18 protein-coding genes are annotated in these 25,905 nt (G+C 72.2%); 11 read left to right on the top strand and 7 right to left on the bottom strand.

The genetic code is table 11. The features are described 5' to 3' along the window. A complete protein-coding gene (locus BJ971_RS39410) occupies positions 1–3,219 on the top strand; it encodes a UvrD-helicase domain-containing protein (protein ID WP_184998354.1) in 3,219 nt (1,072 codons plus the stop codon). Here BJ971_RS39410 and BJ971_RS39405 read toward each other — a convergent pair. Further along, positions 3,216–3,866 carry a prepilin peptidase gene (locus BJ971_RS39405; RefSeq protein WP_239087906.1) on the bottom strand — a complete coding sequence of 217 codons (651 nt, stop codon included), beginning with the start codon at positions 3,864–3,866 and terminating at the stop codon, positions 3,216–3,218. The two genes, BJ971_RS39410 and BJ971_RS39405, sit on opposite strands and share 4 nt — an antisense overlap. Before the next feature lie 323 nt (positions 3,867–4,189). Here BJ971_RS39405 and BJ971_RS40785 point away from each other — a divergent pair, with 323 nt between their 5' ends. Together BJ971_RS40785 and BJ971_RS39395 are read left to right on the top strand one after the other, a co-directional pair. Beyond that, entirely contained in the window at positions 4,190–4,717 is a 528-nt protein-coding gene (locus BJ971_RS40785; RefSeq protein WP_239087907.1) for an LppU/SCO3897 family protein, read from the top strand. 91 nt (positions 4,718–4,808) lie between these two features. Further along, entirely contained in the window at positions 4,809–6,011 is a 1,203-nt protein-coding gene (locus BJ971_RS39395) for an ATP-binding protein (RefSeq protein WP_184998353.1), read from the top strand. Between the two features lie 9 nt (positions 6,012–6,020). On the opposite strand, the gene BJ971_RS39390 is transcribed toward BJ971_RS39395, so the two are convergent. Further along, positions 6,021–6,509 carry a GNAT family N-acetyltransferase gene (locus BJ971_RS39390; protein ID WP_184998352.1) on the bottom strand — a complete coding sequence of 163 codons (489 nt, stop codon included), beginning with the start codon at positions 6,507–6,509 and terminating at the stop codon, positions 6,021–6,023. 34 nt (positions 6,510–6,543) lie between these two features. Here BJ971_RS39390 and BJ971_RS39385 point away from each other — a divergent pair, with 34 nt between their 5' ends. Continuing rightward, a complete protein-coding gene (locus BJ971_RS39385; RefSeq protein WP_184998351.1) occupies positions 6,544–7,086 on the top strand; it encodes a DoxX family membrane protein in 543 nt (180 codons plus the stop codon). Positions 7,087–7,212: 126 nt separating this feature from the next. After that, complete coding sequence (locus BJ971_RS39380) at positions 7,213–8,652, top strand: glycosyltransferase 87 family protein (protein WP_184998350.1); 1,440 nt, start codon at positions 7,213–7,215, stop codon at positions 8,650–8,652. A 22-nt stretch (positions 8,653–8,674) separates the two neighbouring features. Here the strand turns inward: BJ971_RS39380 and BJ971_RS39375 are convergent, their stop codons facing one another. Genes BJ971_RS39375 through moaC form a run of 4 tightly spaced genes read right to left on the bottom strand, consistent with a single transcriptional unit; the run spans position 8,675 to position 11,281 of the window. Further along, positions 8,675–9,106 carry a molybdenum cofactor biosynthesis protein MoaE gene (locus BJ971_RS39375; protein WP_184998349.1) on the bottom strand — a complete coding sequence of 144 codons (432 nt, stop codon included), beginning with the start codon at positions 9,104–9,106 and terminating at the stop codon, positions 8,675–8,677. Continuing rightward, positions 9,103–10,284, bottom strand: coding sequence for a molybdopterin molybdotransferase MoeA (locus BJ971_RS39370; RefSeq protein WP_184999342.1), 1,182 nt, complete (start codon positions 10,282–10,284; stop codon positions 9,103–9,105). The genes BJ971_RS39375 and BJ971_RS39370 overlap by 4 nt, the downstream gene beginning before the upstream one ends. A 41-nt stretch (positions 10,285–10,325) precedes the next feature. Then, positions 10,326–10,835: a MogA/MoaB family molybdenum cofactor biosynthesis protein gene (locus BJ971_RS39365; RefSeq protein WP_184998348.1), complete on the bottom strand. Its 510-nt coding sequence runs from the start codon at positions 10,833–10,835 to the stop codon at positions 10,326–10,328. Further along, complete coding sequence (moaC, locus tag BJ971_RS39360) at positions 10,808–11,281, bottom strand: cyclic pyranopterin monophosphate synthase MoaC (protein WP_221478944.1); 474 nt, start codon at positions 11,279–11,281, stop codon at positions 10,808–10,810. Before moaC ends, BJ971_RS39365 begins: the two co-directional genes overlap by 28 nt. 605 nt (positions 11,282–11,886) lie before the next feature. On the opposite strand from moaC, the gene BJ971_RS39355 reads away from it, so the two are divergent. The 3 genes from BJ971_RS39355 to BJ971_RS39345 are packed head-to-tail and all read left to right on the top strand — an operon-like array spanning position 11,887 to position 16,065. Beyond that, positions 11,887–14,403, top strand: coding sequence for a putative bifunctional diguanylate cyclase/phosphodiesterase (locus tag BJ971_RS39355; protein ID WP_184998346.1), 2,517 nt, complete (start codon positions 11,887–11,889; stop codon positions 14,401–14,403). After that, positions 14,400–15,659, top strand: a complete 1,260-nt coding sequence (locus BJ971_RS39350) for a glycosyltransferase 87 family protein (protein ID WP_239087897.1) — start codon at positions 14,400–14,402, stop codon at positions 15,657–15,659. The genes BJ971_RS39355 and BJ971_RS39350 overlap by 4 nt, the downstream gene beginning before the upstream one ends. 1 nt (position 15,660) lies before the next feature. Then, positions 15,661–16,065 carry a TFIIB-type zinc ribbon-containing protein gene (locus tag BJ971_RS39345; protein ID WP_377885068.1) on the top strand — a complete coding sequence of 135 codons (405 nt, stop codon included), beginning with the start codon at positions 15,661–15,663 and terminating at the stop codon, positions 16,063–16,065. A gap of 100 nt (positions 16,066–16,165) precedes the next feature. On the opposite strand, the gene BJ971_RS39340 is transcribed toward BJ971_RS39345, so the two are convergent. Then, entirely contained in the window at positions 16,166–17,398 is a 1,233-nt protein-coding gene (locus tag BJ971_RS39340) for an SUKH-3 domain-containing protein (RefSeq protein WP_184998345.1), read from the bottom strand. A gap of 123 nt (positions 17,399–17,521) precedes the next feature. Between BJ971_RS39340 and BJ971_RS39335 the strand changes: the two genes are divergently transcribed. From BJ971_RS39335 to BJ971_RS39325, 3 genes are read left to right on the top strand one after another with little or no spacing between them, the layout of a single operon-like run. Then, positions 17,522–17,935, top strand: coding sequence for a YbaB/EbfC family nucleoid-associated protein (locus BJ971_RS39335; protein ID WP_307837435.1), 414 nt, complete (start codon positions 17,522–17,524; stop codon positions 17,933–17,935). Continuing rightward, positions 17,928–18,263 carry a hypothetical protein gene (locus BJ971_RS39330; protein WP_184998343.1) on the top strand — a complete coding sequence of 112 codons (336 nt, stop codon included), beginning with the start codon at positions 17,928–17,930 and terminating at the stop codon, positions 18,261–18,263. Before BJ971_RS39335 ends, BJ971_RS39330 begins: the two co-directional genes overlap by 8 nt. After that, positions 18,260–25,792 carry a toxin glutamine deamidase domain-containing protein gene (locus BJ971_RS39325; protein WP_184998342.1) on the top strand — a complete coding sequence of 2,511 codons (7,533 nt, stop codon included), beginning with the start codon at positions 18,260–18,262 and terminating at the stop codon, positions 25,790–25,792. Before BJ971_RS39330 ends, BJ971_RS39325 begins: the two co-directional genes overlap by 4 nt. Positions 25,793–25,905 lie beyond the last annotated feature (113 nt).

Here is a 25,905-nt window from a genome sequence, read left to right as displayed (position 1 = left end):
ATGTCACTTCGCGCGTGGCGGCTCGTGGCGCGCCCGGCGGCCGTGACAGGATGCGGCGTGCCCTCGGTTAGCGAAGGGTCCTCGGTTGCCGCGGACACATACGTCGCGGATCTGCACATCCACTCCAAGTATTCGCGCGCCTGCAGCCGTGACCTCACCCTGCCGAACCTCGCCTGGTGGGCCCGCCGCAAGGGCATCGCGGTGCTCGGCACCGGCGACTTCACGCATCCGGCCTGGTTCGACCACCTCCGCGAGAACCTGCATCCCGCCGACGAGCCGGGCCTGTTCCGGCTGAGCGCGGACGCGGAGCAGGAGGTCAGCCGGCGGCTCCCGCCCATCCTCCAGGGCACCGACAGTGCGCGGTTCATGCTCAGTGTCGAGATCTCCACGATCTACAAGCGGGACGACCGGACCCGCAAGGTGCACCACCTGATCTACCTGCCGGACCTCGACGCCGCCGCCCGGTTCAACACCGCGCTCGGCCGGATCGGCAACCTCACCGCGGACGGACGGCCGATCCTCGGCCTCGACTCCCGCGACCTGCTCGAGATCGTGCTCGAGGCCAGCCCCGACGGCTATCTCGTGCCCGCGCACATCTGGACGCCCTGGTTCTCCGCGCTCGGCTCGAAGTCCGGCTTCGACGCGATCGCCGACTGCTACGCCGACCTCGCCGACCACATCACCGCGGTCGAGACCGGCCTCTCCTCCGACCCGGAGATGAACTGGCGGGTCTCGAGCCTCGACCGCTACCGCCTGGTGTCCAATTCGGACGCGCACTCGCCGGCGGCGCTGGCCCGCGAGGCGACGCTGTTCACCGGCGCACCAGACTACTTCGCGATCAAGGACGGACACACCCTCGCGGGGACCCTGGAGTTCTTCCCGGAAGAGGGCAAGTACCACGCCGACGGTCACCGCGCCTGCGGCGTCAACTGGTCGCCGCGGCAGACCAGGGAGCATGGCGGCCGCTGCCCGGAGTGTGACAAGCCGCTGACGGTCGGCGTGCTCAGCCGCGTCGAGGAACTCGCGGACCGGACCGGCGGCGGCGAACGGCCGCAGCAGGTGGTCCACCTGATCCAGCTCGCGGAGATCCTTGGCGAGATCAACGGCGTCGGCCCGAAGTCCAAGACCGTGGACGGGCAGCTCAACCACCTGGTCGCCGGGCTCGGCGCCGAGCTGGACATCCTGCGGAAGGTCCCGCTCGACGAGATCGGCCAGACCGGCGGCGAGCAGCTGCGGGAGGCGATCGGCCGGCTGCGCCGCGGCGACGTGCGCCGGCTTTCCGGGTACGACGGCGAGTACGGCGTCATCACGCTCTTCGAGCCCGGCGAGTTGCGGAACAAGCAGAACGCACCGCAGGCCGAGACCCTGTTCGACCTGATGCCCGTGCCGGTGCCGCAGCAGCGCAAGGCCGAGCCGGCGGTCGGGCGCGCGCCCGTGCCGAAGGCGACCAAGGAGCCGAAGAAGAAGGCACCGCCGCTGCCGCCGCCGGCCAGCCCGCACGAGCCGTTCGAGCCGATGCTGGCCGGCATGGAGGAGGTCGGCACCGGCCTGCTGGACCGCCTCGACGCCATGCAGCGCGTCGCCGCCTCCGCGCCCGGCGGCCCGCTGCTGATCGTGGCCGGGCCGGGCACCGGCAAGACACGCACGCTGACACACCGGATCGCCTATCTCTGCGCCGAGCTGGGCGTCTTCCCGGAGCGCTGCCTGGCGATCACCTTCACCCGGCGCGCGGCCGAGGAGATGCGGCACCGCCTCGACGCCCTGATGGGCGACGTGGCCGAGGACATCACGGTCGGCACGTTCCACTCTGTCGGGCTGACCATCCTGAAGGAGAACGCCAAGTCCGCGGGGCTGGGCGCCAACTGGCGCATCGCCGACGACGCCGAGCGCGCCGCCGCCCGCGAGCAGGCCGGCGACGACGATCTGGCGTACACGAAGCTGCTGCGCCAGCAGGACCTGGTCGACCTGGACGACCTGCTCACGATGCCCGTCGCGCTGCTGCGCGACGAGCCGGAGCTGGTCGAGCGCTACCGCAAGCGCTGGCAGTGGGTCTTCGTCGACGAGTACCAGGACGTCGACGACGTGCAGTACGAGCTGCTGCGCCTGCTCACGCCGGCGAACGGGAACCTGTGCGCGATCGGCGACCCGGACCAGGCGATCTACTCGTTCCGGGGCGCCGACGTCGGCTACTTCCTGCGGTTCTCCCGCGACTTCACCGACGCCCGCCTGGTCCGGCTGACCCGCAACTACCGCTCGTCGGCGCCGATCCTGGCCGCGGCCGTGCAGGCGATCGCACCGACCACCCTGGTCAACGGCCGCCGCCTCGACCCGGCCCGGGTGAACCCGGAGTCCCCGCTGGTCGGCCGCTACTTCGCGGCGAGCGTCGCGGACGAGGCCGACTTCGTGGTCCGCACGATCGACGAGCTCGTCGGCGGGCTCTCGCACCGGTCCCTGGACTCGGGCCGGGTCGACTCCCGGGCGGTCGCGCCCGGAACGCTGTCGTTCTCGGACGTCGCCGTCCTCTATCGCACCGACTCCCAGGCTCAGGTCGTGGTGGACGCGCTGTCACGCGCCGGCGTACCCGTGCAGAAGCGGTCACACAATCGCCTGCGGGACCGGCCGGGGGTGCAGGTGATCGCCCGGGAGTTGCGCCACGCGGACGGCATCTCCGGGTCGCCGGCGGCGCGGGTCAAGCTGACGGCCCAGGTCCTGGCGCAGCGCTACGCGGCGCCGACGCTGGACGCCGAGCAGCTGGCGCCGGAGGACATCTGGACGGCGGCCGAGCTGCTGATGCCGCTCGCACACCGGATCGGCACGGACCTGACCCGCTTCCTGCAGGAGATCGCCACGGGCGCGGAGGTCGACGCCCTCGACCGGCGCGCGGAGGCGGTCAACCTGCTGACCCTGCACGCGGCGAAGGGCCTGGAGTTCCCGGTGGTCTTCCTGGTCGGCTGCGAGGACGGGCTGCTGCCGCTGCGCTGGCCCGGCGCGAAGCCGACCGACGACGAGACCGCCGAGGAGCGCCGCCTGTTCTTCGTCGGCCTGACCCGGGCGCAGGACCGGCTCTACGTGAGCCACGCGGCGCGCCGCTTCCGGCACGGCACGGAGCGCGAGCAGTCACCGACGCCGTTCCTGGACGCGATCGACGTGGGGCTCTTCGAGCGGATGGGCGACAAGGTGCCGTCGCGCCCCAAGGACAGACAGCTCAGACTGCTCTAGCGGGTGGCGATCACGGCGACCAGGGCGCCGGCCAGCAGCGCCGGGCCAAGGGGTAGCGGCGTGCGGCGTTCCGCCCTGCGGGTCAGCAGCAGGGACAGCGCGACCGGGCCGTTGATCAGGTGCGGGGCGAGCAGGCCGATCGCGACCGCCGGCCAGCCGGCGTCGCCGAGGGTGAAGGCCAGGACCGCCGCCAGCTTCACGTCGCCCAGCCCGAGGCCGCCGCCCGGTAGCAGGGCGACCAGCAGGTAGATCACGCCGATCAGGGCCGCGGCCAGCAGCGCGCGGGCCAGGCGGCCGGGCTCCCCGATCACCAGCGCGCCCAGGGACAGCGGAACGATCGTCACCGCCGCGAACAGCGCCACCAGCGGATCGGGCAGGCGCAGGCAGCGCAGGTCGATCACCGCCAGCAGGACGCCGAGCACCGCCGCCGGGAGCAGCACGACCAGCAGCGGCGCCGGGCCTATCGCCGCGCCGAGCAGGCCCGCCGTCAGGGCACCCGCCGCGACCGTCCACATCGGTCGCGGTGCGCGGCGACAGGCCGCGTACGACGTCCCCGGCGGGATCGCCATGCGGTGGGCGATGCGGGGGATGAAGGCCGACGCCGCGCCGCCGAAGGTGGCGGCGAAAAGGGCGACCGGGAGCGACATGGGCTTGAACGGTAGTGGTCCGGCGGGTGCCGCGTGGGTCGCCTTGCCGACACATGTGGCGATTGGCCCTGTTGTCACCGAGTTGAGCCCAGGACGGCGCGATTCCGGGAGGGAACGCGTCAGGGGTGCACGCTACGGTGGCGTACAGCGAACCCGCGCCTGGAGGAACCCCGATGTCGCAGAACGGCCCCTACCCCGGCCAAGGCTGGTCGGCCGGTGGTTCGTCTGGTTCCGACGAACCGTATACGGAGCCGGCCGATCCCTGGGGTGACGCCGCCACCCAATCCTCGCCCGCGCCCGAGGTCGCCTGGGGTGGCCAGCCGATGTCGGTGCCCCCGGCGATGGAGAACTCGTCCGCCTATGGCTACCAGGGCGCGCCGGGGTGGCAGCCGCCGCACGGCGCCCCGCCGCCGGTGCGGCGCCGCAACAGCCCGATCATCGCCCTGGTGATCGTGCTGGGCCTGCTCATCTGTGGTGGCCTCGGCACCGCCGGCTGGCTCCTGCAAAAGGACGACAAGCCGGACGCCGGCGGCCCCGGGCAGTCGACCGCGCCGACCACCACCACCGGCACCGTGCCCGATCCGCAGAGCAGCGAGGACGCGCGGTTCGTGGGCAAGGGCCAGTGCGTCCGCAACGAGGGCTCGGCCGACGACAGCCCCGACCTCAAGATCGTGTCGTGTGCGAGCGGCACCTACGAGGTGCTCAAGCGGGTCGACGGCCGCACCACCGGCGAGGCCGACGCCGAGTCGAAGTGCAGCAAGGTCGCGAAGTACACGAAGTGGTATTTCTACGACAGCGAGCTGGACAGCCTCGACTTCGTGCTGTGCCTCAGGGAGTATGACGTCGACTAGCGCTCTCTAGCAGGGATGCTAGAAAGCCGTAGAGAGCGTTCGAATCCCCATCTCTAGCTTTTCGGCTAGAGAGCCCGATACGGTGCTATCCGTGGATCCGGTTCGGAATCCGTACGCGCCCGGCGCCGGCCAACGCCCGCCCGAGCTGGCCGGACGTGGCCGCGAGCTGGACGCCTTCGACGTGGTTCTCGAGCGCGTCGCCCGCGGCCGCCCCGAACGCAGCCTCGTCCTGACCGGCCTGCGTGGCGTCGGCAAGACCGTGCTGCTGAACACCCTGCGCTCGGCCGCGATCGGCCGGCTCTGGGGCACCGGCAAGATCGAGGCCCGGCCGGACCAGTCGCTGCGGCGGCCGGTGTCCGCCGCACTGCACATGGCGATCCGCGAGCTGGCGCCGCACCACCGCAACCCCGAGCGGGTCGACGAGGTGCTGGCGGTGCTCAAGGCGTTCGCCCTGCGCGCCAACGACGCCTCCGCCAAGCTGCGCGACCGGTGGACCCCCGGCATCGACGTCCCACCGGCACGGGGGCGGGCTGACTCCGGCGACATCGAGATCGACCTGGTCGAGCTCTTCACCGACGCGGCCTCGCTCGCCACGGACGTGGGTACCGGAATCGCCCTGTTCATCGACGAGATGCAGGACCTGGGCCCGGCCGACGTCTCCGCGCTGTGCGCCGCCTGCCACGAGCTGTCGCAGCTGGGCGCGCCGCTCATCGTCGTCGGCGCCGGGCTGCCGCACCTGCCGGCGGTGCTCTCCGCGGCGAAGTCGTACTCGGAGCGCCTCTTCCGGTATCAGCGCATCGACCGGCTCGACCGGATCGCCGCCGACCTGGCCTTGTGCGCGCCGGCCGCGCGCGAGGACGTCGAGTACGAGGCCAAGGCGCTGGACCTGCTCTACGAGAAGTCTGGCGGATACCCGTACTTCGTGCAGGCATACGGGAAGGCGACCTGGGACCACGCGCCGAGCTCGCCGGTGACCGTCGAGGATGTCCGGGTGGCCTCGCCGGAGGCCGAGGCCGAGCTGGCCGTCGGCTTCTTCGGGTCGCGCTTCGAGCGGGCGACGCCGGCCGAGCGCGAATACATGCGGTCGATGGCGTCGCTCTCGGGTGACTCGGAGAACGACATGGACGCGGCGGTGCCGACGGCGGACATCGCGGCCGCGCTGTCGCGGCGCCCGGCCAGCCTGTCCCCGGCCCGGGACGCCCTGATCAAGAAGGGCCTGATCTATTCGGGAGAGCGCGGCACGGTGGCGTTCACCGTGCCGCACTTCGGTCGCTACCTGCGGACCCAGCCGTAGGCGCTGCGCCTACAGGTCGTGCCAGGGAGCGGGGTAGCGGGCCTCGACCGTGCCGAGGGCGAGCACCTGCCAGGCGTCGCCGAAGGAGGACCATTCGCTGGTGATCCCGTACGGCGCGGCCGGCACGAAGCCGAAGCGGCCGTAGTACGCGGGATCGCCGAGCACGAGGACCAGCCGCTCACCGGCGTCCGCGGCGCGGCGCAGGGCCTCCCGGATGACCGCGGCGCCCAGGCCACGCTTCTGCAGGTCCGGGAGGACGGCGACCGGGCCCAGCGCAAGTCCGGCGTCATCGCCGACGGTGATCCGGCTGAGCAGGGCGTACGCGGCGACGGCGCCGTCGTGTTCCGCGACGACGCTGAGGTCGGGCAGGAACGCGTCGCTGCGCCGCAGCGCCTCCACCAGCCGCGCCTCGCCGTCGGTCTCGAACGCGGCAAGCAGCACCTGCCGAACGGCGTCGAAGTCTTCCGCGCGCTCAGGCCGTACGGTTTCGATGTTCATGGAGTGACCTTCGCGATCCGGGTATAAACAGGCTATGAAGCCTGTGCGTACCACAGCCCGCGCCATGCTCGGTGCGATCTTCGTGGTCAGCGGAGTTCGTATCGTCCTCAATCCCGACTCCAAGGTCGAGGCCGCCAAGCGGGTCACCGACCGGGTCGGGCCGATGCTCGAGCGGGTCGACCCACGGCTGCCCAGCGACGCACGCACCCTGGTGCGGCTGAAGGCCGGCACCGACCTGATCGCCGGGCTCCTGCTGGCCACCGGCCGTTTCACCCGACCGGCCGCCGCGGTGCTCGCCGCCAACCTGGTACCCACGACCGTCGCGGGGCATCCGTTCTGGACCATGTCCGGGCCCGAGCGGGCGCAGCACGAGGGGCACTTCCTGAAGAATCTCGGGCTGCTCGGCGGCCTGCTGCTCGCCGCCGCCGACACGCAGGGCAAGCCCGGCATCGGCTACCGGACCAGCCATGCCGTCGAGCGCTCACAGCGCTCGATGCGGCGCGCCGTCCGGACCGCCCGGCGGGAGGCGAAGATCGCCCGGCGTTCGGCCGCGGCCGCCCGGCGGCTCCCTGGGTAAATCACCAAACGGGCTTTACCGGCGTTAAGTGGACGAAGCGCTCTCGACGGCGCCGCCGGTCGAGCTACGGGAGGTCGCGCCATGCCCGCGAGGCGGACTGCGCGTCCCGCTACGGCCGGATCCGTCGTGGTCGCGCTCTCCTTCATCGGCATCCTGGCCGCGATCACCACGATCGCTCAGCGGTACGGGTTCAGCGGCCTCGCCGTGAGCCGCGCGGCGGTGCAGAGCTGGTTCGCGGGCGACGGCCTGTACGCGTACCGCGCGGCGTCGAGCCAGCTCGGCACCGAGCTCACGCCCCCGGCGTTGTTCCTCGTGGCGCCGGCCGTGCTGATGCCGCTCCGGCTGGCCGGGTGGCTGACCGCGCTGGCCGGGGTCGCCGCGCTCGGCCTCTCCCTGGTCGCGCTGGTGGGGCCGGTCGCCCGCCGTTACGGGCGGCGGCGGTGGCCGGTCGTGCTCGCGGCGGGCGCGCTCGCCCTGACCGTCGAGCCGGTGCGGGCCACGCTCGGGCTCGGCTCCTTCGACCTGCTGGTGTTCGGGCTGATCACGGCCGACATCGTCGCGCTGCGGCGCGGCGCCTGGGCGCGCAGCCGGGCCGCCTGGTGGCCGGGTCGTCCCGCCTCCGCGCCGCCGCAGGGGCGGACGGTCGGTGACTGTCTGCGGCGCGGCTGGGCCACCGGCGCCTGGGCGGGCCTGGGCACCGGGATCGCCGTGGCCCTGACGGTCACCCCCGCCTTCTTCGTCGCGTACCTGGCCGTCACCCGGCAGTGGCGGGCCGCGTTCACCGCCGCCTGCACGGCCTCGGTCGCCGCGGTCGGCGCGCTGATGATCACGCCGCGCGAGACCGCGGCCTGGTTCGGCGAGGTGCTGTGGCGCATCGACCGGACCGGGCCGGTCGACGCCGTCGGCAACCAGTCGCTCGCCGGGGTGCTGGCCCGAATCTACGACTCGGCGACCACGCCGGTGCTGCTCTGGCTCTCGTTCTCGCTGCTGCTCGTCGCGGTCGGGTTCATCCGGGCCCGGGCGGCGCACGCGGACGGCGACGAGATCGCGGCGTTCACGCTCGTCGGCCTCACCGCGGCGATCGTCGGCCCGGTCACCTACACGCGCGAGCTGGTCTGGGTGCTGCCGGCGACGCTGATCCTGATCGACGCGGCCGCCCGGCGGCGGGTGAACCCCGGCCGCGCGCTGCCGGGACGCAACCGGCGGCCCGGGCTGGGCTTCGCGGTCGCGGCCGGGACGACGTATCTGCTGTTCGTGCTGGCCCCGATGTGGAGCGGGCACGACACGTTCTCCCGGAACTCGTACGCGTTGGCGGCGATTTTGCTGGTCAACGCCCTGCCGTGGCGGCCGGGCGTGGCTCCGGCCTTCCCGGTCAACCGCTGGCTGGGTCGTCCGTCCCCGCGGCGGGGCAAGGGCCGGCGTACCCGAACCGGAAGTTTCACGCACGAGCCCAGCGCCGCGCGGTCCGCGAACGGGGACCGGACGGCCGGCATCGGCCGGGCCGGCGCCGCGGGTGGGCCGCTGCCCGCCGCCACCATCCCGCCGCCCCGCGATCCGGGCCGCTGATCGCCGACCCGGCCGCCCCGGCTCAGGGGCAGTTGACCCACTCCTCGGTGCCGTCGGTGAAGACCTGACGCTTCCAGATCGGCAGGCGGGCCTTCGCCTCGTCGACAAGGCGCGCGCACGCCGCGAACGCCGCCGCCCGGTGCGCGGTGCTCACCGACGCCACCAGCGCCACGTCGCCGATCCGCAGGACGCCGACCCGGTGCGACACGGCGACCGCGTACACGTCCGGGTCCGCGGCGATCTCCTGCGCCACCTCGCGCAGCACCGCCGCGGCGGTGGGATGCCCCTCGTATTCGAGCAGGGTCACGCCGCGGTCGTCGTCGTGATCGCGGACCACGCCCTGGAACGACACGACCGCACCGGCCCGGGTATCCGCGACCGCCCGCTCGTGCGCGGCCAGGTCCAGCGCGGAGTCGAGGACCTCGGCGATCCGTACCGTCTCGATGGTGTTCATGGGCGTTCTCCGGCGTAGAGCGGAAGGGGCAGGAACGGGACCAGTTCGCCGGCATCGGCCTGGGTGTCCGGCCGGACCACGACGAAGCCGTGTGCGCCGGCCAGCCCGCGCAGCATCGCCGAGCCGACGTGCCCGACCGGCGTCGCCGTGCGGCCGTCGCGGTCCAGGGCGGCCAGCGCGAGGTGGGTGAAGCCGCCCCGGCCCGGCACCGGCGCCGACAGCTCGACCCGGGGCAGCACGGGCAGCTCGCGGCCGTGCAGTCCGGCCAGCAGCGGCGCGACCAGCGAGATCAGCGCGATCACCGCCGACTGCGGGTTGCCGGGCAGGCCGGCGAGGAAGCGGGGCCGGCCGTCCGGGCCGGGCACCCGGGCCAGCAGCATCGGGAAGCCGGGACGCACCGCGACCGTGTTCATGACGTACTCGGCGCCCAGCTCGGCCAGGGCCGGGTGCAGGTGGTCGACGGGCCCGTTCATCGTGCCGCCGGTCGTGCAGACCACGTCCGCGTCCGCGAGCGCCTCCCGGATCGCCGCGACGTGCGCCTCGAGGGTGTCCCGCACCGGGCCTCGCACGGCCGCGGGGTCGACCGTCGCGCCGTAGCGGCGCAGCCACGCGGGAACGAGCGGGCTCAGGGAGTCGCGGACCCGGCCCGCGCCCGGCGGGCCGCTGGTCAGGAGTTCGTCGCCGAAGACCAGCAGCGCCGCGCGGGGCAGCGGCCGGACGGCGATCATGTCGTAGCCGCAGGTCGCGGCCATGCCGAGCACGGCGGGGTCGACCGGCGTGCCGGCGGGAAGCAGCTCTTCACCGCGGTGCGCCTCGTCACCCGGCAGCCGCCACTCGGGCACCGGCCGCGGCTCGCCGCTGACCCGGCCCTCGGCGTCGCGGGTCGAATCCTCGACGCGGATCAGCGCCTGCGTGCCCTCCGGGACCATCGCGCCGGTCGCGATCTCGACGCAGGTGCCGTCCGCGGTCAGGGGCTCGGCCGTGCCGCCGGCCAGCACCCGGCCCGCCGGGCGCCACGGCGCCGGGCCGCGGACCGCCCAGCCGTCGATGCTCGAGGTCGGGAACGCCGGCAGGTCGGTGAGGGTGACAAGCGGCTCGGCGAGCGTGCGGCCGTCGGCGCCGGCGAGCGGCACGGTCTCGGCGGCGCGGACGGCGGCGCGCCCGGCCTCGTATGCCATGGTGCGGGCCTTGTCCCAGTCGACCGGGATGCTCTCTGCGCTCACGAGGAGAGCCTATGGTCGCCGCCGCCGATCTGCTCCACCGTGTGGACGAGGATCGGGCCGAGCACCGCGATGCCGTCCCTCGCGCCGCCCGTCGAGCCGGGCAGGTTCACCACGAGCGTGCTTCCGGCGACACCGGCGAGGCCGCGGGAGAGCGCGGCCGCCGGCACCTTGCCCCTGCTGTACGCGCGGATCGCCTCGGCGATGCCGGGCACCTCGAAATCGAGCAGCGGCCGGGTCGCCTCGGGCGTGCGATCGGTCGGGGTGACACCGGTGCCTCCGCTGGTGACGACCACGTCGATCCCCTCGGCGACCGCGGCACGCAGCGCCTCGGCCACCGGCTCACCGTCCGGCACGACGACCGGCTCCGGGTCCACCTCGCAGCCCAGGTCACGAAGTCCGGCGACGAGCAGCGGGCCGCTGGTGTCGGCGTACACGCCCGCCGCGGCGCGGTTCGAGGCGACGATCACCCGGGCACGGATCACGAGCGGTCCTCGGGGCGTACCCATTCGCCGGTCTTGCCGCCCTCCTTGCGCAGGACGCGGACGGCCTCGATGCTCGCCGCGGGGTCCACCGCCTTGACCATGTCGATCAGGGTGAGCCCGGCGGTGGCCACCGCCGTCAGCGCCTCCATCTCGACGCCGGTGCGGTCCGCGGTCCTGGTCGTCGCGGTGATGTCGACGCCGGTGCCGGTGATACGCAGGTCGACGGTGACGCCGTGCAGCCCGATCGGGTGACACAGGGGCACCAGATCCGGGGTGCGCTTGGCGCCCATGATGCCGGCGATCCGGGCCACCGCGAGGGCGTCGCCCTTCGGCAGGCCGTCGCCGCGCAGCAGCGCGACCACCTCCGCGGTGGTGACCAGCCGGCCGGCGGCAACGGCGCGCCGGACGGTGATCTCCTTGGCCGACACGTCGACCATCCGAGCTGCGCCTTCGGCGTCGACATGAGTCATTTTCGCTGCGTTCGTCACGTGTCACAGCTTATCCACTTGCGCAGTCGGTCTTGGAAATTCCCGGCGCGTTGGCGGCGGAAAGTCAGTGATCCTCCACTTTCCGTAGCCATTTCAGATGGCAATCCGTTCTACGCATTGAATTGATCCAGAGAACGCTTATCCGTAGCACACATCAATGCGATCGGACGTACATTGCAGTTTGGCCCCGAGACCCGTCCACAGCAGGGCGTTTGCCGCCGTTTTGGGCAACGTTGATGGTCAGGCAGTCTCGATAGCCGAATAGTCGCGGAGCGTTGTTATTCCGTCACTCATTCGGCATAAAGCCGTCAGATACTCGCATTTCGTGAAACGAGCGACAAATTATTCTTCCCCACAACCTGTCCTCTTCCTACGCTGTTGTCGTCAAAGGGAAGCGGAACGGCGGGGGATCTGTCGCGCAGGTTGACCTTCGGTTTGAGGTCGCCATTTTCAGAGATGGGAGACGCGCCATGCGAGAGAACGACTGGGTCTGAGTGCTGGCACCGAAACCTCGACTACTCCGAGACCATGAGGCATTGACAGCCTGTACCGGCAGCGGGTCACCATGGAGTCATGGGACGTCCGCGGTGAACGACGCGAAGACCGACAAGCAGCTCCGGCTGTATGTCGGTCTAGTCGCTTCTGGTGGGTTCCTCTGCCTGCTCTGGGCCGGGATCTCCGTGACCGCGGTGTCGCCCGGCAAGCTCCTCTACCTCGCGACCCTGACCGTGATCATTGCCGCGGCCAACGGTCCGCTGATCGTGCTGCGGATCCGCTCGGAAAGCCGCTCGTTCTCCTCCACGTCGGGCGCCATCCTCATCGCCGCGGCCACCGTGCCGCTTCCGTGGGTGATCCTGTGCACCGCCGTCGGCGTGCTGGCCTCGAAAATCTTTCTCCGCGACAAGCTGAAGATCACATTCAACGTCGCGAAGGACACGATGGCCGCCACGGCCGGCGCAACCGTCGCCTACCTGCTGCACGTGCGACCGGACGCCGACCTCTCCCTGACGGTGCCGTCCGTGCCGCGGCTCGTCGCCGGCCTCGCCCTGGCGGCCGTCGCCTACGCCATCGTCGACGATCTGCTCGGCAACACCGTGATGGCGCTGGCCACCCGCACCTCCTGGCTGCAGGCCGCGCGGCGGAACTGGGACGTGGTGGTCACCGTTCGGGTGATCAACGTTGGCCTCGCCGTGCTCATCGCGCTGGTGGTGGCGCAGGAAGAGCTGCTCATCGTGGCCATGGTGCCCGCGGTGTTCGCACTTCAGTTCGCGACGAAAAACCAGATCCGCCAGCGCGCCGACCAGGAGGCCTGGGCCCGGCTCGCCTCCAGCACCGATCGCCTCAACGTCACCGAGCTCACCTCGGTGCTGCACGCCGCGGTCACCCGCGCTCCCGGACTGTTCTCCGCGGACGAGGCGGAGGTCGAGCTCCGGGACCTGCGGCCGCCCCAGCTGGTCCGCGGCTCGGCCGGTCGCGTCGGCTACGAGGGCCCGGCCGAAACCGCACCAGCCCGCGCGGGCTCCTTCATCGAGGCGCCGCTCGAAGGCCCCGACGCGGAGGCGGCCGGCGTGCTGCGCCTGCACTTCCGCAAGCCGGTCAAGCTCAGCGACTCCGAGCACAACAAGCTGAGGATCTTCGCCTCGTCGCTGTACACGGCCATCCGCAACGCCCGGGCATACGCGGAGCTGACGCGGATCAGCGCCGAGAACGCCTACGCGGCCGCGCACGATCCGCTCACCGGCCTCGCCAACCGCCGCGAACTGCTGGAGCAGGCAACCGAGATCTTCCGGGCCCGGAAGGCCGACGGCATGTGCGCGATGCTGCTGATCGACCTCAACCACTTCAAGGAGGTCAACGACACCCTCGGACACGGCGCGGGCGACGAGGTCCTGCGCGAGGTGGCGAATCGCCTCGAGGCATCGGCGAGCCCCGGCGACCTGGTCGCCCGCCTCGGCGGCGACGAGTTCGCGGTGCTCTTCACCGGCCTGCCGGCCCCCGCGGTCGCCACCCACCGGGCCGAGGCGATGCTCGCCGATCTGGAACGCAACATCGTGGTCGACGGCATGCAGCTCACCGTCGAGGCCGCCGGCGGCATCGCGATGGCCCCGGCGAGCGGCGGCGTGCAGGAGCTGATGCGCCGCGCCGACGTGGCCATGTACCAGGCGAAACGCAGCGGTCAGCGCACCGCGGTCTACGCGCACGCCCGCGACACCGCGGACGTCGGCCGGCTGATGCTCGGCGGCGAGTTGTCCCGCGCCGTCGCCGAGCACGAGTTCGTGGTCGACTTCCAGCCCATCGTCGACCTCGGCAGCGGAGAGGTGATCTCCGCCGAGGCGCTGGCCCGCTGGCACCACCCGGAGCACGGCAGCCTCAGCCCGATGCAGTTCCTCGAGACCGTCGAGCGGTCCGGTCAGCTGCCCGCGTTCGCCGACGCGGTGCTGGAGCAGTCGCTCACCGCGTACCGGATGTGGCGCGAAGCGGGTTTTGATCTGCCCGTCGCCGTCAATGTTTCGCCGCGCAGCCTGCTGGATGAGACGTTCCCGAGCGCCGTGCTGTCCCGGCTCGCCGGGCACGGCGTCGCGGCGGACCGGCTGGTGCTGGAGCTCGCCGAGACGCTCACGCTCAGTCAGCTCGAGGTCGTCGACCGGGCGCTGAGCGAGCTGCGGAACGCCGGCGTCCGGCTGGCCCTCGACGACTTCGGCACCGGGGTGTCGTCGCTGTCGGTGCTGTCCCGCGTCCCGGTGCATCAGCTCAAGATCGATCGCGAGTTCGTCACCGCGGTCGAGACCTCGTCCGAGGCCGCCGCCGTCATCCGCTCGACCGTCGACCTCGCGCGCAGCCTGCACCTGACCGTCGTCGCCGAGGGCGTCGAGAGCGAGCCGCAGCGGCACGCGCTCTGGGAGCTCGGCTGCGTCGCCGGCCAGGGCCACCTCTTCGCGCGGCCGATGTCCTCCGGGCGGCTGCTCGCCTCCCTGCAACGCGGCTCGGGCGGGCGCCCGGGTGCGCTCGCCGATGTTCTGCACAACGCGGGTTCGGTCGTCCGGATGCCGCACCGCAGGTCACCGGGGCACGGCAGATCCGCTCTGCCACACTTGCCCGCGTGACCTTGCTACGGCGCCTCGACCAGGCCCTCGATGGCCTCGCCGCCGACGCCGCGCTGTACGGCCTCGCCGCGGCCTTCGCCCTCGTCACCGCGCTGACCTCGACCCTGCCGTCGCATCGCGCCTGGGGCGCCTGGGCGGTGTGGGCCTATCTCGCCGCGTTCTCGGTCGTCGTGATCCAGCTCGTGCTGCGGCGGCCGCGGTGGCGGATGGGGCTGACCTGGGCGACGTGGTGCGGCGCCGTGCTCCTCCCGTTGATCGTCCAGGCGGTGCAGCGCGCCGCCGGGCACGCCGGCCGGGCCCAGGAGGAGGTGCTCGTCGTCGAGCACATGGGTGAGCGGCTGGCGCGCACCGGGACGCCGTACCTCGGGCCGGACGCGATCGCCGCGCTGCCGGCGGACGAGCGGCTGCTGGGCTACGCGCCGTACCAGCCCGGCATGGCCGTCTTCGGCCTGCCGAGAGCGGCCTTCGGCGACGCCTGGTTCACCGACGCGCGGATCTGGTTCGCGGTCGCGACGGTCGCGACCCTGGTGGCGGCCGGATGGCTGCTCGCCGGCCGCGGCCGACCGGCCCCCGCGAGCCTGGTCCGGGCGATGCAGTTCGCCACCGTGCTGCCCGTCTGCGCGCTGACCCTGGCCACCGGTGGCGACGACCTCCCGGTCCTCACCCTGACGCTGCTCGCACTGGCCTGCTGCGCGACCGGCCGCTACGGCGCCGCGGGCCTCGCCGTCGGCGCGGCCGCCGCGCTCAAGCTGTTCGCCCTGCCGGTCGTCGTCGTCCTCGCGGTGTGCGCGATCGTCACCGGCAACGGCCGCCGCTTCCTGCCGGGCGCGCTCGGCCTGCCCGTGCTCGCGCTCCTGCCGGCCTTCCTGGTCGACGCCGACGCGTTCGTCGAGAACGTGATCCGCTTCCCCCTCGGCCACGGCCTCGTGACCAGCCCGGCCCAGTCGCCGTTCCCCGGTTACCTGATCTCCCAGGCGGTGCCGGGCGGCCGGTACGTCGCGCTCGCGCTGCTGGTCGCGGTCGCCCTCGCGATCGCCGTCCGGCTCGTCCGCCGTCCGCCGCGCACGGCCGCGACCGCGGCGCTCTTCTGCGGGTACGGCCTGCTGGCCGCGATCCTGCTGATGCCGACCACCCGCTTCGGCTACCTGCTGTACCCGCTCGCGCTGCTGGTCTGGGCGCCCGCGCTCGCCGAGGCACTCAGCAGATCCACAGGAACAGCGGCACCGCGAAGTGACCCGGCCTTGTACCGTTTGTGACATGCAGATGACCTGTCCGAAGTGTCACGGCGAGATGCGGGTTTACGAGCGCAGCGGCGTCACGGTCGACCAGTGCACCGAGTGCCGCGGGATCTTCCTCGACCGCGGTGAGCTGGAGAAGCTCTTCGAGGCCGAGGCCAACTGGAACAGCCGGCAGGCGCCGCCCGCGGCACCGCGCCCGGCTCAGGCCCCGCAGCCCGGCGGCTATGCCGCCCCGCCCCCGCCGCCCGCGCACGGCGGTGGCTACGCGGCCCCGCCGCCGCCCGGTTACGGCCAGCCGGTCTACCCGGCCGCCGCGCCGTACGGCGCGCACCAGACGCACGGCTATCACGGCCACTACCGTCAGCACGGCCACCACGGCCACTACCGCCGGAAGAAGAGCTTCCTGAACGAACTGTTCGACTAGGTCCTGTTTCGGAGCGGGGGCCGGCCCCCGGTCCGAAACAGAGGGCCTGAGCGCACCGCGACCCACCCCGGGACCACAGCGTCCCGGGTGGGTCAGCGTGCTACCAGGTGCCGTCGTCCCGGACCCGCTCCGCCGGCCCGTCGCCGGTCAGCAGGCTCAGCACCGCCTGGTCCAGGGTCTCGCCGAGGAACCACTCGCCGCCCTGGTCCAGCGCGAAGACCCGGCCGCGCTCGTCGATAGCCACGATCGCGTCGCCCTTGGCCTCGACACCGAGAGGGAACAGCGAGGCGCCGATCACCTCGGCGAACTCGCCCAGCACGTCCGCCGAGTGCGCCGCCGCGGCCGGCTCCAGGTTCAGCCAGCGGACCCACCGGCGCACGCCCGGACCCCGCAGCCCGCAGAAGATCCCCGGGAACGCCATGATCGCCTCCCGCGCCGCCGGGAACGCGCGGTGCCGGAAACGCCGGCCGGGGACGCTCACGACGTCGTCGATCAGGCCGTCGGCAAGCACCTCGGCGACCACCTGCTGCATCGGCCGCCAGCCGGCGTCCGCGAGCGCGCCGGCCACGTGATCGGGGAAGCGGCCCGGCTGCGCGATGTTCTCCGAGTACGGCCGGAACGGCTCCACGAACGCGAGCTGCGACCACGGCAGCAGCGCGAAGTCGACAAGGATCGTGATGCACGATTCGCACGGCCGCGCCGCCGTCCCGCCCAGGGGATCACCCTGGTCACGGACGAGGAAGGCCTCGAATTCGCCCGTACGCAGCCAGGTGCGCGCCTCGTCCAGCGTCATCGGCTCGGCGCGCCGGCGATCCGCCTCGTACAGCGCGTCCGAGAGCACGATCAGCTCGGCGTGGCGCTCGGTGCCGCGTACCGTTTCGGCCGGGTCGAGAGCGGCCAGCCGGGCCGCGACCAGCGGATGATGGTCGATCTCCTGATCGCCCTTGGCGCCCCGGGCGATGAAGAGGTGCCCGTCGGCGGTCAGATGCGCGGCCGTGGTCGGCGCCGGCCGGCGCCGCGCGTTGCGCCGCAACTCGACCTCGGGATCGACCGTCCGGCGCCGCGCGGCCACCGCGGCCCGGTGCGTCCGGTACAGCTCGGCGATCACATTCGCCGGCACACCCGGGTACGTGGACAGCGCGCCGGTCGCGCGGTCGATGACCGTCCGGGCACCGTCGCCCGGTATAGGCAGCACCGTCGACGGCTGCCTCGTCCACACCACGAACCCGAGGTCGAACTCGGAGACGACGGGCGTGCACTCGTACCCCCGGCGCTCGGATTCGCCCCGCGCCCAGTCGGCTGCGATCTCCTCGGCGTCCTCCAGCGTGATCATCAGACCCCCTGTCAACGCGATCTGGTTGCGCGCTGAAACTACCGGACCACGCCGCGTGGCGCCGCCCGGTAGTGTCACCACGATCGATGGGTAGGTTGCCAGGGAAGGACGACCATGGCGGACATGGCGGACCGCGATGCCAACCACGCGCTGCGAGCGCGCCTCGACGACGTGTACGGCCAGTACCACCGGCTGCGGTCCGGAATGGACGACATGCAGCGCCAACTCGCCGAGCTGCGGGTCAGCGCCGAGTCCGACGACGGCCTGATCCGCGCGACCGTCGGCCCCCGCGGCGAGCTCCTGGACCTGCGCCTGGACCCGCGCGTCTACCGCGACATGGACGCCGACGGGCTCGCCCGCAAGATCGTCGCGACGGTCGAGCGCGCGGCCGCGAAGACGTCCGCGCAGGTCGAGGAGCTGGTCGCCGGCTGCCTGCCGGCGGATTCGGGCCCCATGCGGTACGTCCGGGACAACGACTTCGGATCGCTGCTCCGCCGCCAGGACGCGATCATGCGCGAGGCGGACGGCGATGCCTGACCCGGACCTCTGGCTCGACCCCGACCGTGCGGCGGGCGGCGGGCGCGACCTGGCCGCGGCCGGCAAGCACCTCACCCGGCAGCGGACCGGGCCCGGCGCCGAACTCGCCGCGCTCAGCGCCGCCCGCCCGTGGGGCACCGACGACATCGGCCAGGCCTTCGAGAACAACTACCGCCCGATCGAGCAGCAGGTGCTCGAGGCCTGGGAGAAGCTCGGCGGCTACGTCGAAGGCCTTGGCGACGCGGTGGCCGAGGCCGTCCGCGAGGCCACGCAAACGGATCACCATGCATCCGTACGGGTGGAACGGGCGTACAGGAAACGCTCGTGACCGTCCTGCCCAGCCCGATACCGCACCCGCTGGACTACTGCCCGTTCGACGTGCCGCAGTGGGCGTACGAGGCGCTCGAGTGGGTGGTGGGCTTCGACTGGCCGGAGGGCGACGAGAAGGCCACCTGGGACGTCGCCGACCGCTGGTACGCGATCGCCGGCCGGCTGGCGGAGCCCCGCGGCGAGGCGCACGACGCCGCCGCCCAGGTGCTGTCGGCCTACGGCGGCACCGGCGCGCAGGCGTTCAGCGGCGCGTGGCAGCGGGTCGCCGGCGACGACGACGCGCCGCTCAACTCGCTGCTCGCGATCGCCGACGAGCTGGGAAGACTCGTCGAGGAGTGCGGCTGCGACATCGAGGGGGCCAAGCTCGAGGCCTGGATCGAGATCGGACTGTTCCTGATCGAGCTGATCGGCATGGCCGTCGCGGTGGCCCTGACGCTGGGCGCGGCGTCGCCGGCGGCGGGCGGGCTCATCGCGGCCACCCGGATCGCGATCCAGCAGATCTTCAAGCGCCTGATCGAGCAGATGAGCAAGAAGGCGATCAAGAAGACGCTGAAGGAGGCGGGCGAGCGGGCGACCCGGCAGCTCACCAGCAGGGCCGGCCTGACGAAGCTCGGCCGGGAGGGGCTGCGGGAAGGGCTTGACGAGGCCCGGGAGGAGTTCGCGACCAGCGGTGGAATCCAGCTCTATCAGAACTCGACCGGGCGTGCCGACGGGATCGACGCCCGCGATCTGGGCATGTCCGCGGCCGGCGGATTCGCCGGGGGAGCCGCGGCCGGCGGGGCCGGGATCGGGCGTGGGCAGCACCATGGCGGGGTGGCCCGGGGTGTCGGCGCCGAGGTGCTGGGGGAGTTCGGTGGGGCCGCGGTCAGTGGTGATCTGCCGGATCTCGAGAGCGTGGCGAAGTCGGCCAGCTCGGGGGCCGGCGGGGCGGTACTGGGCGGGGCATCGACGAGCTTCACCGGCGGGCTGGCCGATCGGGTCGGCGATCTGAAGGTGCCCGGTTCGTCCACTGTGCCGGCTGGACTCGCCGGGCCTGAGGCTGGGCCGGTGGAGTCCGGCGCCGGGGCGGTGCCCGTTTCGGCAGATGCTGCGGTTCCTGGGTCCGGGGCGTCGTCAATTTCTTCAGATCCCGCGTCGCGTGCGCTGCCGGACTCTTCGGGTGGGCCGGCGGGCGGGAACCTCGCCGGGGCCGGCTTCTCGGCGGTGGGCGCTGACGGGTCCGGCCTGTCGGGGTCGGCGCAGGACTCCGGCGCCGGGCTCTCCTCGGGGTCGGCCGGGACCTCGGGGTCCGCCGGGACCTCGACGTCCGCCGATGGCCCGACGACCTCTGTCCTCTCGGTCGCTGAAACGGTGCGTGCCGACCCCTCCACTGCCGCCGGATCTTCGCCGTCCGGACCGACCGTCGCTGGAACGGTGTCCGCCGACCCCACCGCTGCCGCCGGACCTTCGCCGTCCGGACCGACCATTGCCGGAACGGTGTCCGCCGAGCCAACCACCGTCGGATCTCTGCCGCCTGGGCCCGCCGTCGCCGGGACGGTGCCTGCCGAGCCCTCCGCCGCCGGATCCTTGCCGCCCGGGCCGACCGTCGCCGGATCCGCTCCGGCCGGACCCGCCGTCGCCGGGCCTGCGGGATCTGGGCTGTTCGGTCTCGGAAATTCGGGAGCGGCGCTCAGTCCTTGGTCGCCGTTCGGGACCGACCACACATCGCCCGGGACCGGGCCGACGCCCGCTCCTCCCGGCGCCGGGCCAAGCCTCGTCGCCCCAGCAACCGGGCCGACCCACACACCTCCCACGACCGGGTCTACCCACACTCCTCCCACGACCGGGCCGACCCACACTCCTCCCAGGGCTGGGCCGAACCCGGCTGCTCCCGGGACCGGGCCGAACCCCATCGCCCCGGCGGCTGGGCCGAATCTCGCTACTCCCGAGACTCGGCCGGATCTCGCTACCCCCGGGACCAGGCCAGACCTGACTAGCCCTGGGACCAGGCCAGACCCCACTAGTCCCGGGACCAGGCCAAACCCCACTGACTTTGGAACCAGGCCGAACCCCACTGACCTCGGGACCAGGCCCGCTGTCACTCCGGGCGGGTCCGGAACGGGCCTTACCCCGTCGGATACCGACGCAGCCCGAACCACGCCGCCGGCCGAGAGTCTCGCCGCGCCGGGTCCGGGCGGGGCCGGAACGTCGGCCGGGTTCGTGCGCGGCGGGGTGCCTCCTGCCAGCCTCTTCGATACCGGGGTGCCCGCGGTCGGCGGGCTTGGCGCCGGCATGGTTCCGGTGCGGGCCGAACCCGGTGGTGCCGCTCCCCCGCGACCGCCACACGGTGGGGCGCCCGGTGGGGACGGCGGGCCTCGGGACGGTGCTGCGGACGTACCGTCATCGGGGGTTGACCCGGCGGTTCTCCTCGCCGGGCCGCCCGGTGGAAGGGTGTCCGCGCCGGAGGCCGCGGGGGTTTCGCCCGAGGTGGACGGTTATATCCGGCATGCGCGGGAACTACGCCTGGCCCACGCGCGGGCGCGGCGAACCGATGCCCTGGAGTACTTCGAGGGGAAAGCGGAGAGTGCGCGGCAACGGGCTCGAAGGGCGCGGCGATCCGCCCGGGTCGCACGGTTCCTGAAGCTCGACCCGGGCATGGCGGCCTACTTCAGGGCCGGTGTCGACCTGGCGATCGCGGATGCCGAACGGGCTGACGCGCAGGCCGCGGCCCTGAGGGACCCGAACTGGGTGCCGCCGCCCGGTTCGTCGGTCGAGATCGCACCGCACGAGTGGCACCGCGCCAACGAGGATCGCGGGCACCTCGCGCTGGGCGGCCTGTCGGCCGGCGACCGGTCGATGCTCACCGACAGCGACCATCCGCCGTCCATCGACCGGACCAGACGGTACGGGTCCTGGGCCGGCCTGCGCCCGCCCCTCGCCCGGCACCAGGCCGAGCTCGAAGACGCCATGCCACGGGACCGAAACGGTGGTCCGGTGCGGCTCGCGGATCCGCGGGCACCGTACTTCCGGCTGGTGAACGACGGCGGGGCGCAGGCCGATCCGACGCGCGGCATCAATTGTCAGGATTGCGTGCTGTCGTTCTTCGACACCTACATGCACGGGCGGCCACGGGTCTCCGCGCCGCGGACCTTCGACGCCTACAGCGAGGGAGACCCGCAAAGGCCGATGTACGGCGAGGAGATCGGGCTGGAGCGGGTCGAACACGCGACCGGCGGACGGCTCCAGTCGCTGTGCCCGATGGTCGCCGGCGAGGAACCCGCCGAGGCGCGGCGGCGGGTCGACCGGGCGCTGGCGGACGTGTCGGCCCAGCTGCTGGCCGGCGGCCACGGTTCGTTCGCGTTCCTGGTGAACGCGTGGGAGGGCGGTTCGGCGCACTCCTGGGCGGCGGTGAACCAGAACGGCGAGATCCTGTTCGTCGACCCGCAGTCGGGCCTGGTGACCGAGTCGCAGCCGCTGTACGGCCACCGCGGATGGCCGGATCCCGGCAACGTGGTGGCCATGGACGCGCTGGTCGTGAGCGGCCAGGGCATCCCGATGCCGTTCCTGGACCGCCCGGACGGGACCTGGCGGCCACGGCAGACGACGCTGCCGCCTCCGCCGCCGCGGCCGACGCCGATCTACTACTCGGCGGCGTACCGGGACGGGCCGGACGTCGGCCCGGAGCGGCTATCGGACTCTTCGCCGACCGACCGGCGGACCCACGCCGAGCGTCCCGAGCCACACCCGCCGCCCGAGCCGACGCCACCCGAGCCGAACCCGCGGCCCGAGCCCGCGCCCCGCCCCGACCCGATCCCGCCGAGGCCGGAGCCGGCTCCCCGGCCCCGCCCGATTCCGTCGCCGCGGCAGCCGGTCGACCGGATCGCGGAGGCCCTCGAGCCCAGGCCGGCCCCGGTCGACCGCATCGCCGAGGCGCTCGCGCCCCGTGACGGGTCCTCGGTGTCCTCGGGGATCGCGCGGGAGGCCGCCGCATCCGAGACCGCGTTCGACCAGGCCTTCGGATCCGGGCCCTCGGTGCGGGCGGAGCGGCTGCGGCGGGCCGGGCTCGACGCCCGGGAACGCCGCTCGTACCGCGGGTACCTGGAGCACGCCAGGACGACCCACGAGGAGAACCGGCGCGCCGACTACGCCGACTACCTGATGCGGATCGCCGACGACCGGCGCGCCAGGGTGCTCGAACTCGGCCGGCAGGCGGACACCGCCCTGGCCGCCGGCGCCACCCTCCGGGGCGATCATCTGCGCGCCGAGGCACGACTCACCAGCGAGGACGCCGCGTCACTGGAGACCCGGGCCGAGTCGGTGCTCGCCGGGGACCTCGCGCCCGCCCGGGTCGAGATCGAGCCCGCCGACTGGTTCCGGATCAACGACGACGTCGGCACCATGGCGGTCGGCGCGGTGGAAACCGGCGACCGGTCGGCGCTGTCCGGCACCGACATCCCGCCGCCGGTCGAGCACGGCCGGCCGTACGGCCGGCGGGGCGGCCTGCGTGCGCCGCTGGCCGTACACCAGCGTGACCTGGAAAACGCCATGCCGCGAGACGCAAACGGCAGGGTGTCGCGACTGGCCGATCCGCGGATCGGCGAGTGGTTCGGACTGGCGAACGACGGCGGACCGCAGGCGGACCCCACCCGCGGGATCAACTGCGTCGACGGCGTGCTCGCGCTGTTCGACACATACCTGCATGGCCGCCCCCGCGTTTCGGCGCCACGAACCTTCGACTCGTACGCACAGGGCGACCCGACCAGGCCGCTGGGCGCGGAGGTCGACGGGCTCACGCGGATCGAAGACACGATGGGCGCCGAGTTCCAGGGGCTGTGCCCGTACGTCGGTGGCCTGAACCATCCGCAGGCCAAGCAGGCGGTCGACAAGGCGATGACCAACCTGCACAACCACCTGTACAACTCGGGCCACGGCGCGTTCGCCGTCATCGTCACGGACTCCGAAGGCGGAACGGCACACGCCTGGGCGGCGGTCAACCAGGGCGGCACGATCCTGTTCCTGGATCCCCAGACCGGCCGCCTGTCACAGGACACCCCCCTCTACACCCACACCGGCCGAACCAACGACGGCAACGTCGTGTCGATGGACGCGGTCGTCGTCAACGGCCGGGGCGAACCGGCACCCCTGCCCTACCACCAGCCGGGCCTGTGGAGCCGCGCGTCCCTGGCCCCGACCGGCACCGGCCCGGCAATTCCCCCCGAGGATCGCCAGGCCATCGAGGCGGCCGTTCACGCGGTGGAGCCCGTGGCGGAGCGCATCTCCGCTCAGCTTCACCAGGTCGTCGCGGAGTTGAACGCCGGCGGCGGTCAGCCGGCTATGGAAGTGGTGCGCGAAGAGCATCGGGTCAAGACGGCCGACTCCCTGGCGCGCACCTTCGCCGTCGAGTCGGAGTTCGAGGTCCTCGACGTTTCCGAGTTCCTGCAAGGGGTGAAGGACCGCGTCCGGTTCTCCGTGCGGTTGAGCGAGGAGGGATATGTCGACGCCGTCGAATCGGTGCTCGGCAGGCTCGGGGAACTGGGCTTTCAGACGGACCGCATCGTCAACTTCTGGGGTGGCGGAGGCCGCCACAACGGACTGAACGTCACGTTGCGGGATGCCGCGGGCTTCGTGTTCGAGCTGCAATTTCCGACCGCGCTATCGCTGAGCATCGGCGATGACACCCACCCTGACTACGAGACCCTGCGCCTGAAGCGCGAGCCGGCCCGTCTGCGCGTGGACGCCTTCCTGCGGATGCTGGCGTTGAACAAGGAGAGGGATGTCGCGGCGCACCAGCCGGAAGGGCTGGACCGGCTGCCGATAGACAAGACGGTGGACACCACCCTCGAACGATTCATCGCCGACGAACCCGCCGCCTGGGGAACGTATGCTCGGGATCTCGATCGGCGGGGCATGTCCGTCGAGGAGGCGCTCGACCAATACGGCCTGACCCTTGACGAAGTACTCCCTGGCACCAGATCGGATGACGGAGATGGCCGACGAGAAATTCGACTATCAGGCGGTTCTGAAGTCCGACCAGTCGGGCGCGATAACCAGCCTGATCGCCTACCAGGCCCGGCTGGACGAGCCGTTCCAGGCGGTGATCTGGAGCGCACCCCGGAAGGCCTGGATCTACGCCCCGGCGCTGGCGGTCCCGATGCTGTACGACGACAAGTACCAGGACCGGACGCAGGTGATCGATCGGGCGGCGGCGGAACGGATCGCCCGGGAGACGCTGGGCACGGAACTGCCGAACGAGGCGACCCTGCGGAAGATGTGCGAGGAGGGCGAGCAGATGGGCTGGCAGTTCGGCCCACCCCGGGCGGCCTCACCACATCCCTGACCGTCGACGACTTCGATCTTAAAACCGCCGAACGGCGCATGCTGGATCGGCTTCCGCCCCACGAGACGGCCAGGATCGCGGCCTCGGTCGAAGACGCTCGGATTGTCGCGGCGCGGGTGCTTGTCGATCTGCGCGGCATCGAGAACGAGCTGGCCGACGCTGTTCCGCCGCCGAAGCTTGTGGGCACCGAGCACTCCTGCAAGACCTGGGAGTCCCTCGGACGTGCATACCTGGAGCAGGTCGAGACGGAAGGGTCCGATCTGGACGAGTTCCTGGCCGGCGCCAAGGATCGGGTCCGGTTCTCGTTCCAGATATCCGACGCCGAATACACAGCCACCGTCCAGGCGATCTTCGATGCGCTCCGGGGTTTGGGCTACCGACCGGGCAGGATGGTCAACTTCTGGCAGGGCGGCGGCCGGCACAACGGCCTTAACGTGACGGTGACCGACCCGTCCGGCGCCAAATTCGAGCTCCAGTTCCCAACAGCACTTTCGTGGGAAATCGGAAAGAAAACACATCGACTGTACGAGGTGATTCGGTTTCCGCTGGCCCCGTTTGAGTCCCGGGTCGACGCCTTCCTGCGGGTGCTAGCGGTCAACAAACGCGCCGAAATTGCTACCCATCAGCCCACCGATGTCGAGCGGCTCGGGCCGATGAAAACTGTCGACACCAGCTTCGGGACATGGATTGCGAAGCATTCGGACGAGTGGAATCGGCTGGCCTCGAGTCGAGTACCCTTCCAGGAGATTCTGGACAGACATGCGCTCACTCAGGACGACGTCTTCGGCACCAGTAGATCGGAACTGGATGATGACCGGCACGGAGTTCGCCTATCGGACGATCCTGAAGTCGGACGAGTCGGGCACGATAACGAGCATGGTGGCCCACCACATCGACGTGGCTCGCCCTCTCCAGGCGGTCCTGTGGAGCGTCCCCCGGAAGGCATGGATTTACGCACCGGGCCTGGCGGTTCGCTTCATCTACGACGACCAGCTACAGGACCGGGTCCAGGTGATCGACCGTCCGACGGCGGAAGAGATCGCACGGGACGTGCTGCGGGCCGACCTTCCGACCGAGGCGAGCCTGATGAGGCTGTGCGAGGAGGGCGAACGGATGGGCTGGACGTACGGCCCGCCCCGGGCGTAACGCCGCCGGCGGAGGGACGCGATTCCCGGCCGGGCGAGGACCCTCCAGACGCCGGCCACGAGTAGGCCGGACTCGCCTGTCAGGCGTTCCTGAAGTCGAAGGACTCGGCAGAGGTGACCCGCCGAGGCGTTTCTCGATACCGGTGAGCAGCCGCAAATCTAACGGCTGCTCACCGATC

The organism is Amorphoplanes digitatis, assembly GCF_014205335.1.
Classification (GTDB): domain Bacteria; phylum Actinomycetota; class Actinomycetes; order Mycobacteriales; family Micromonosporaceae; genus Actinoplanes; species Actinoplanes digitatus.
The sequence above is the reverse complement of the archived record's forward strand: the minus strand, read 5'-3'. Positions and strand labels throughout refer to the sequence as shown.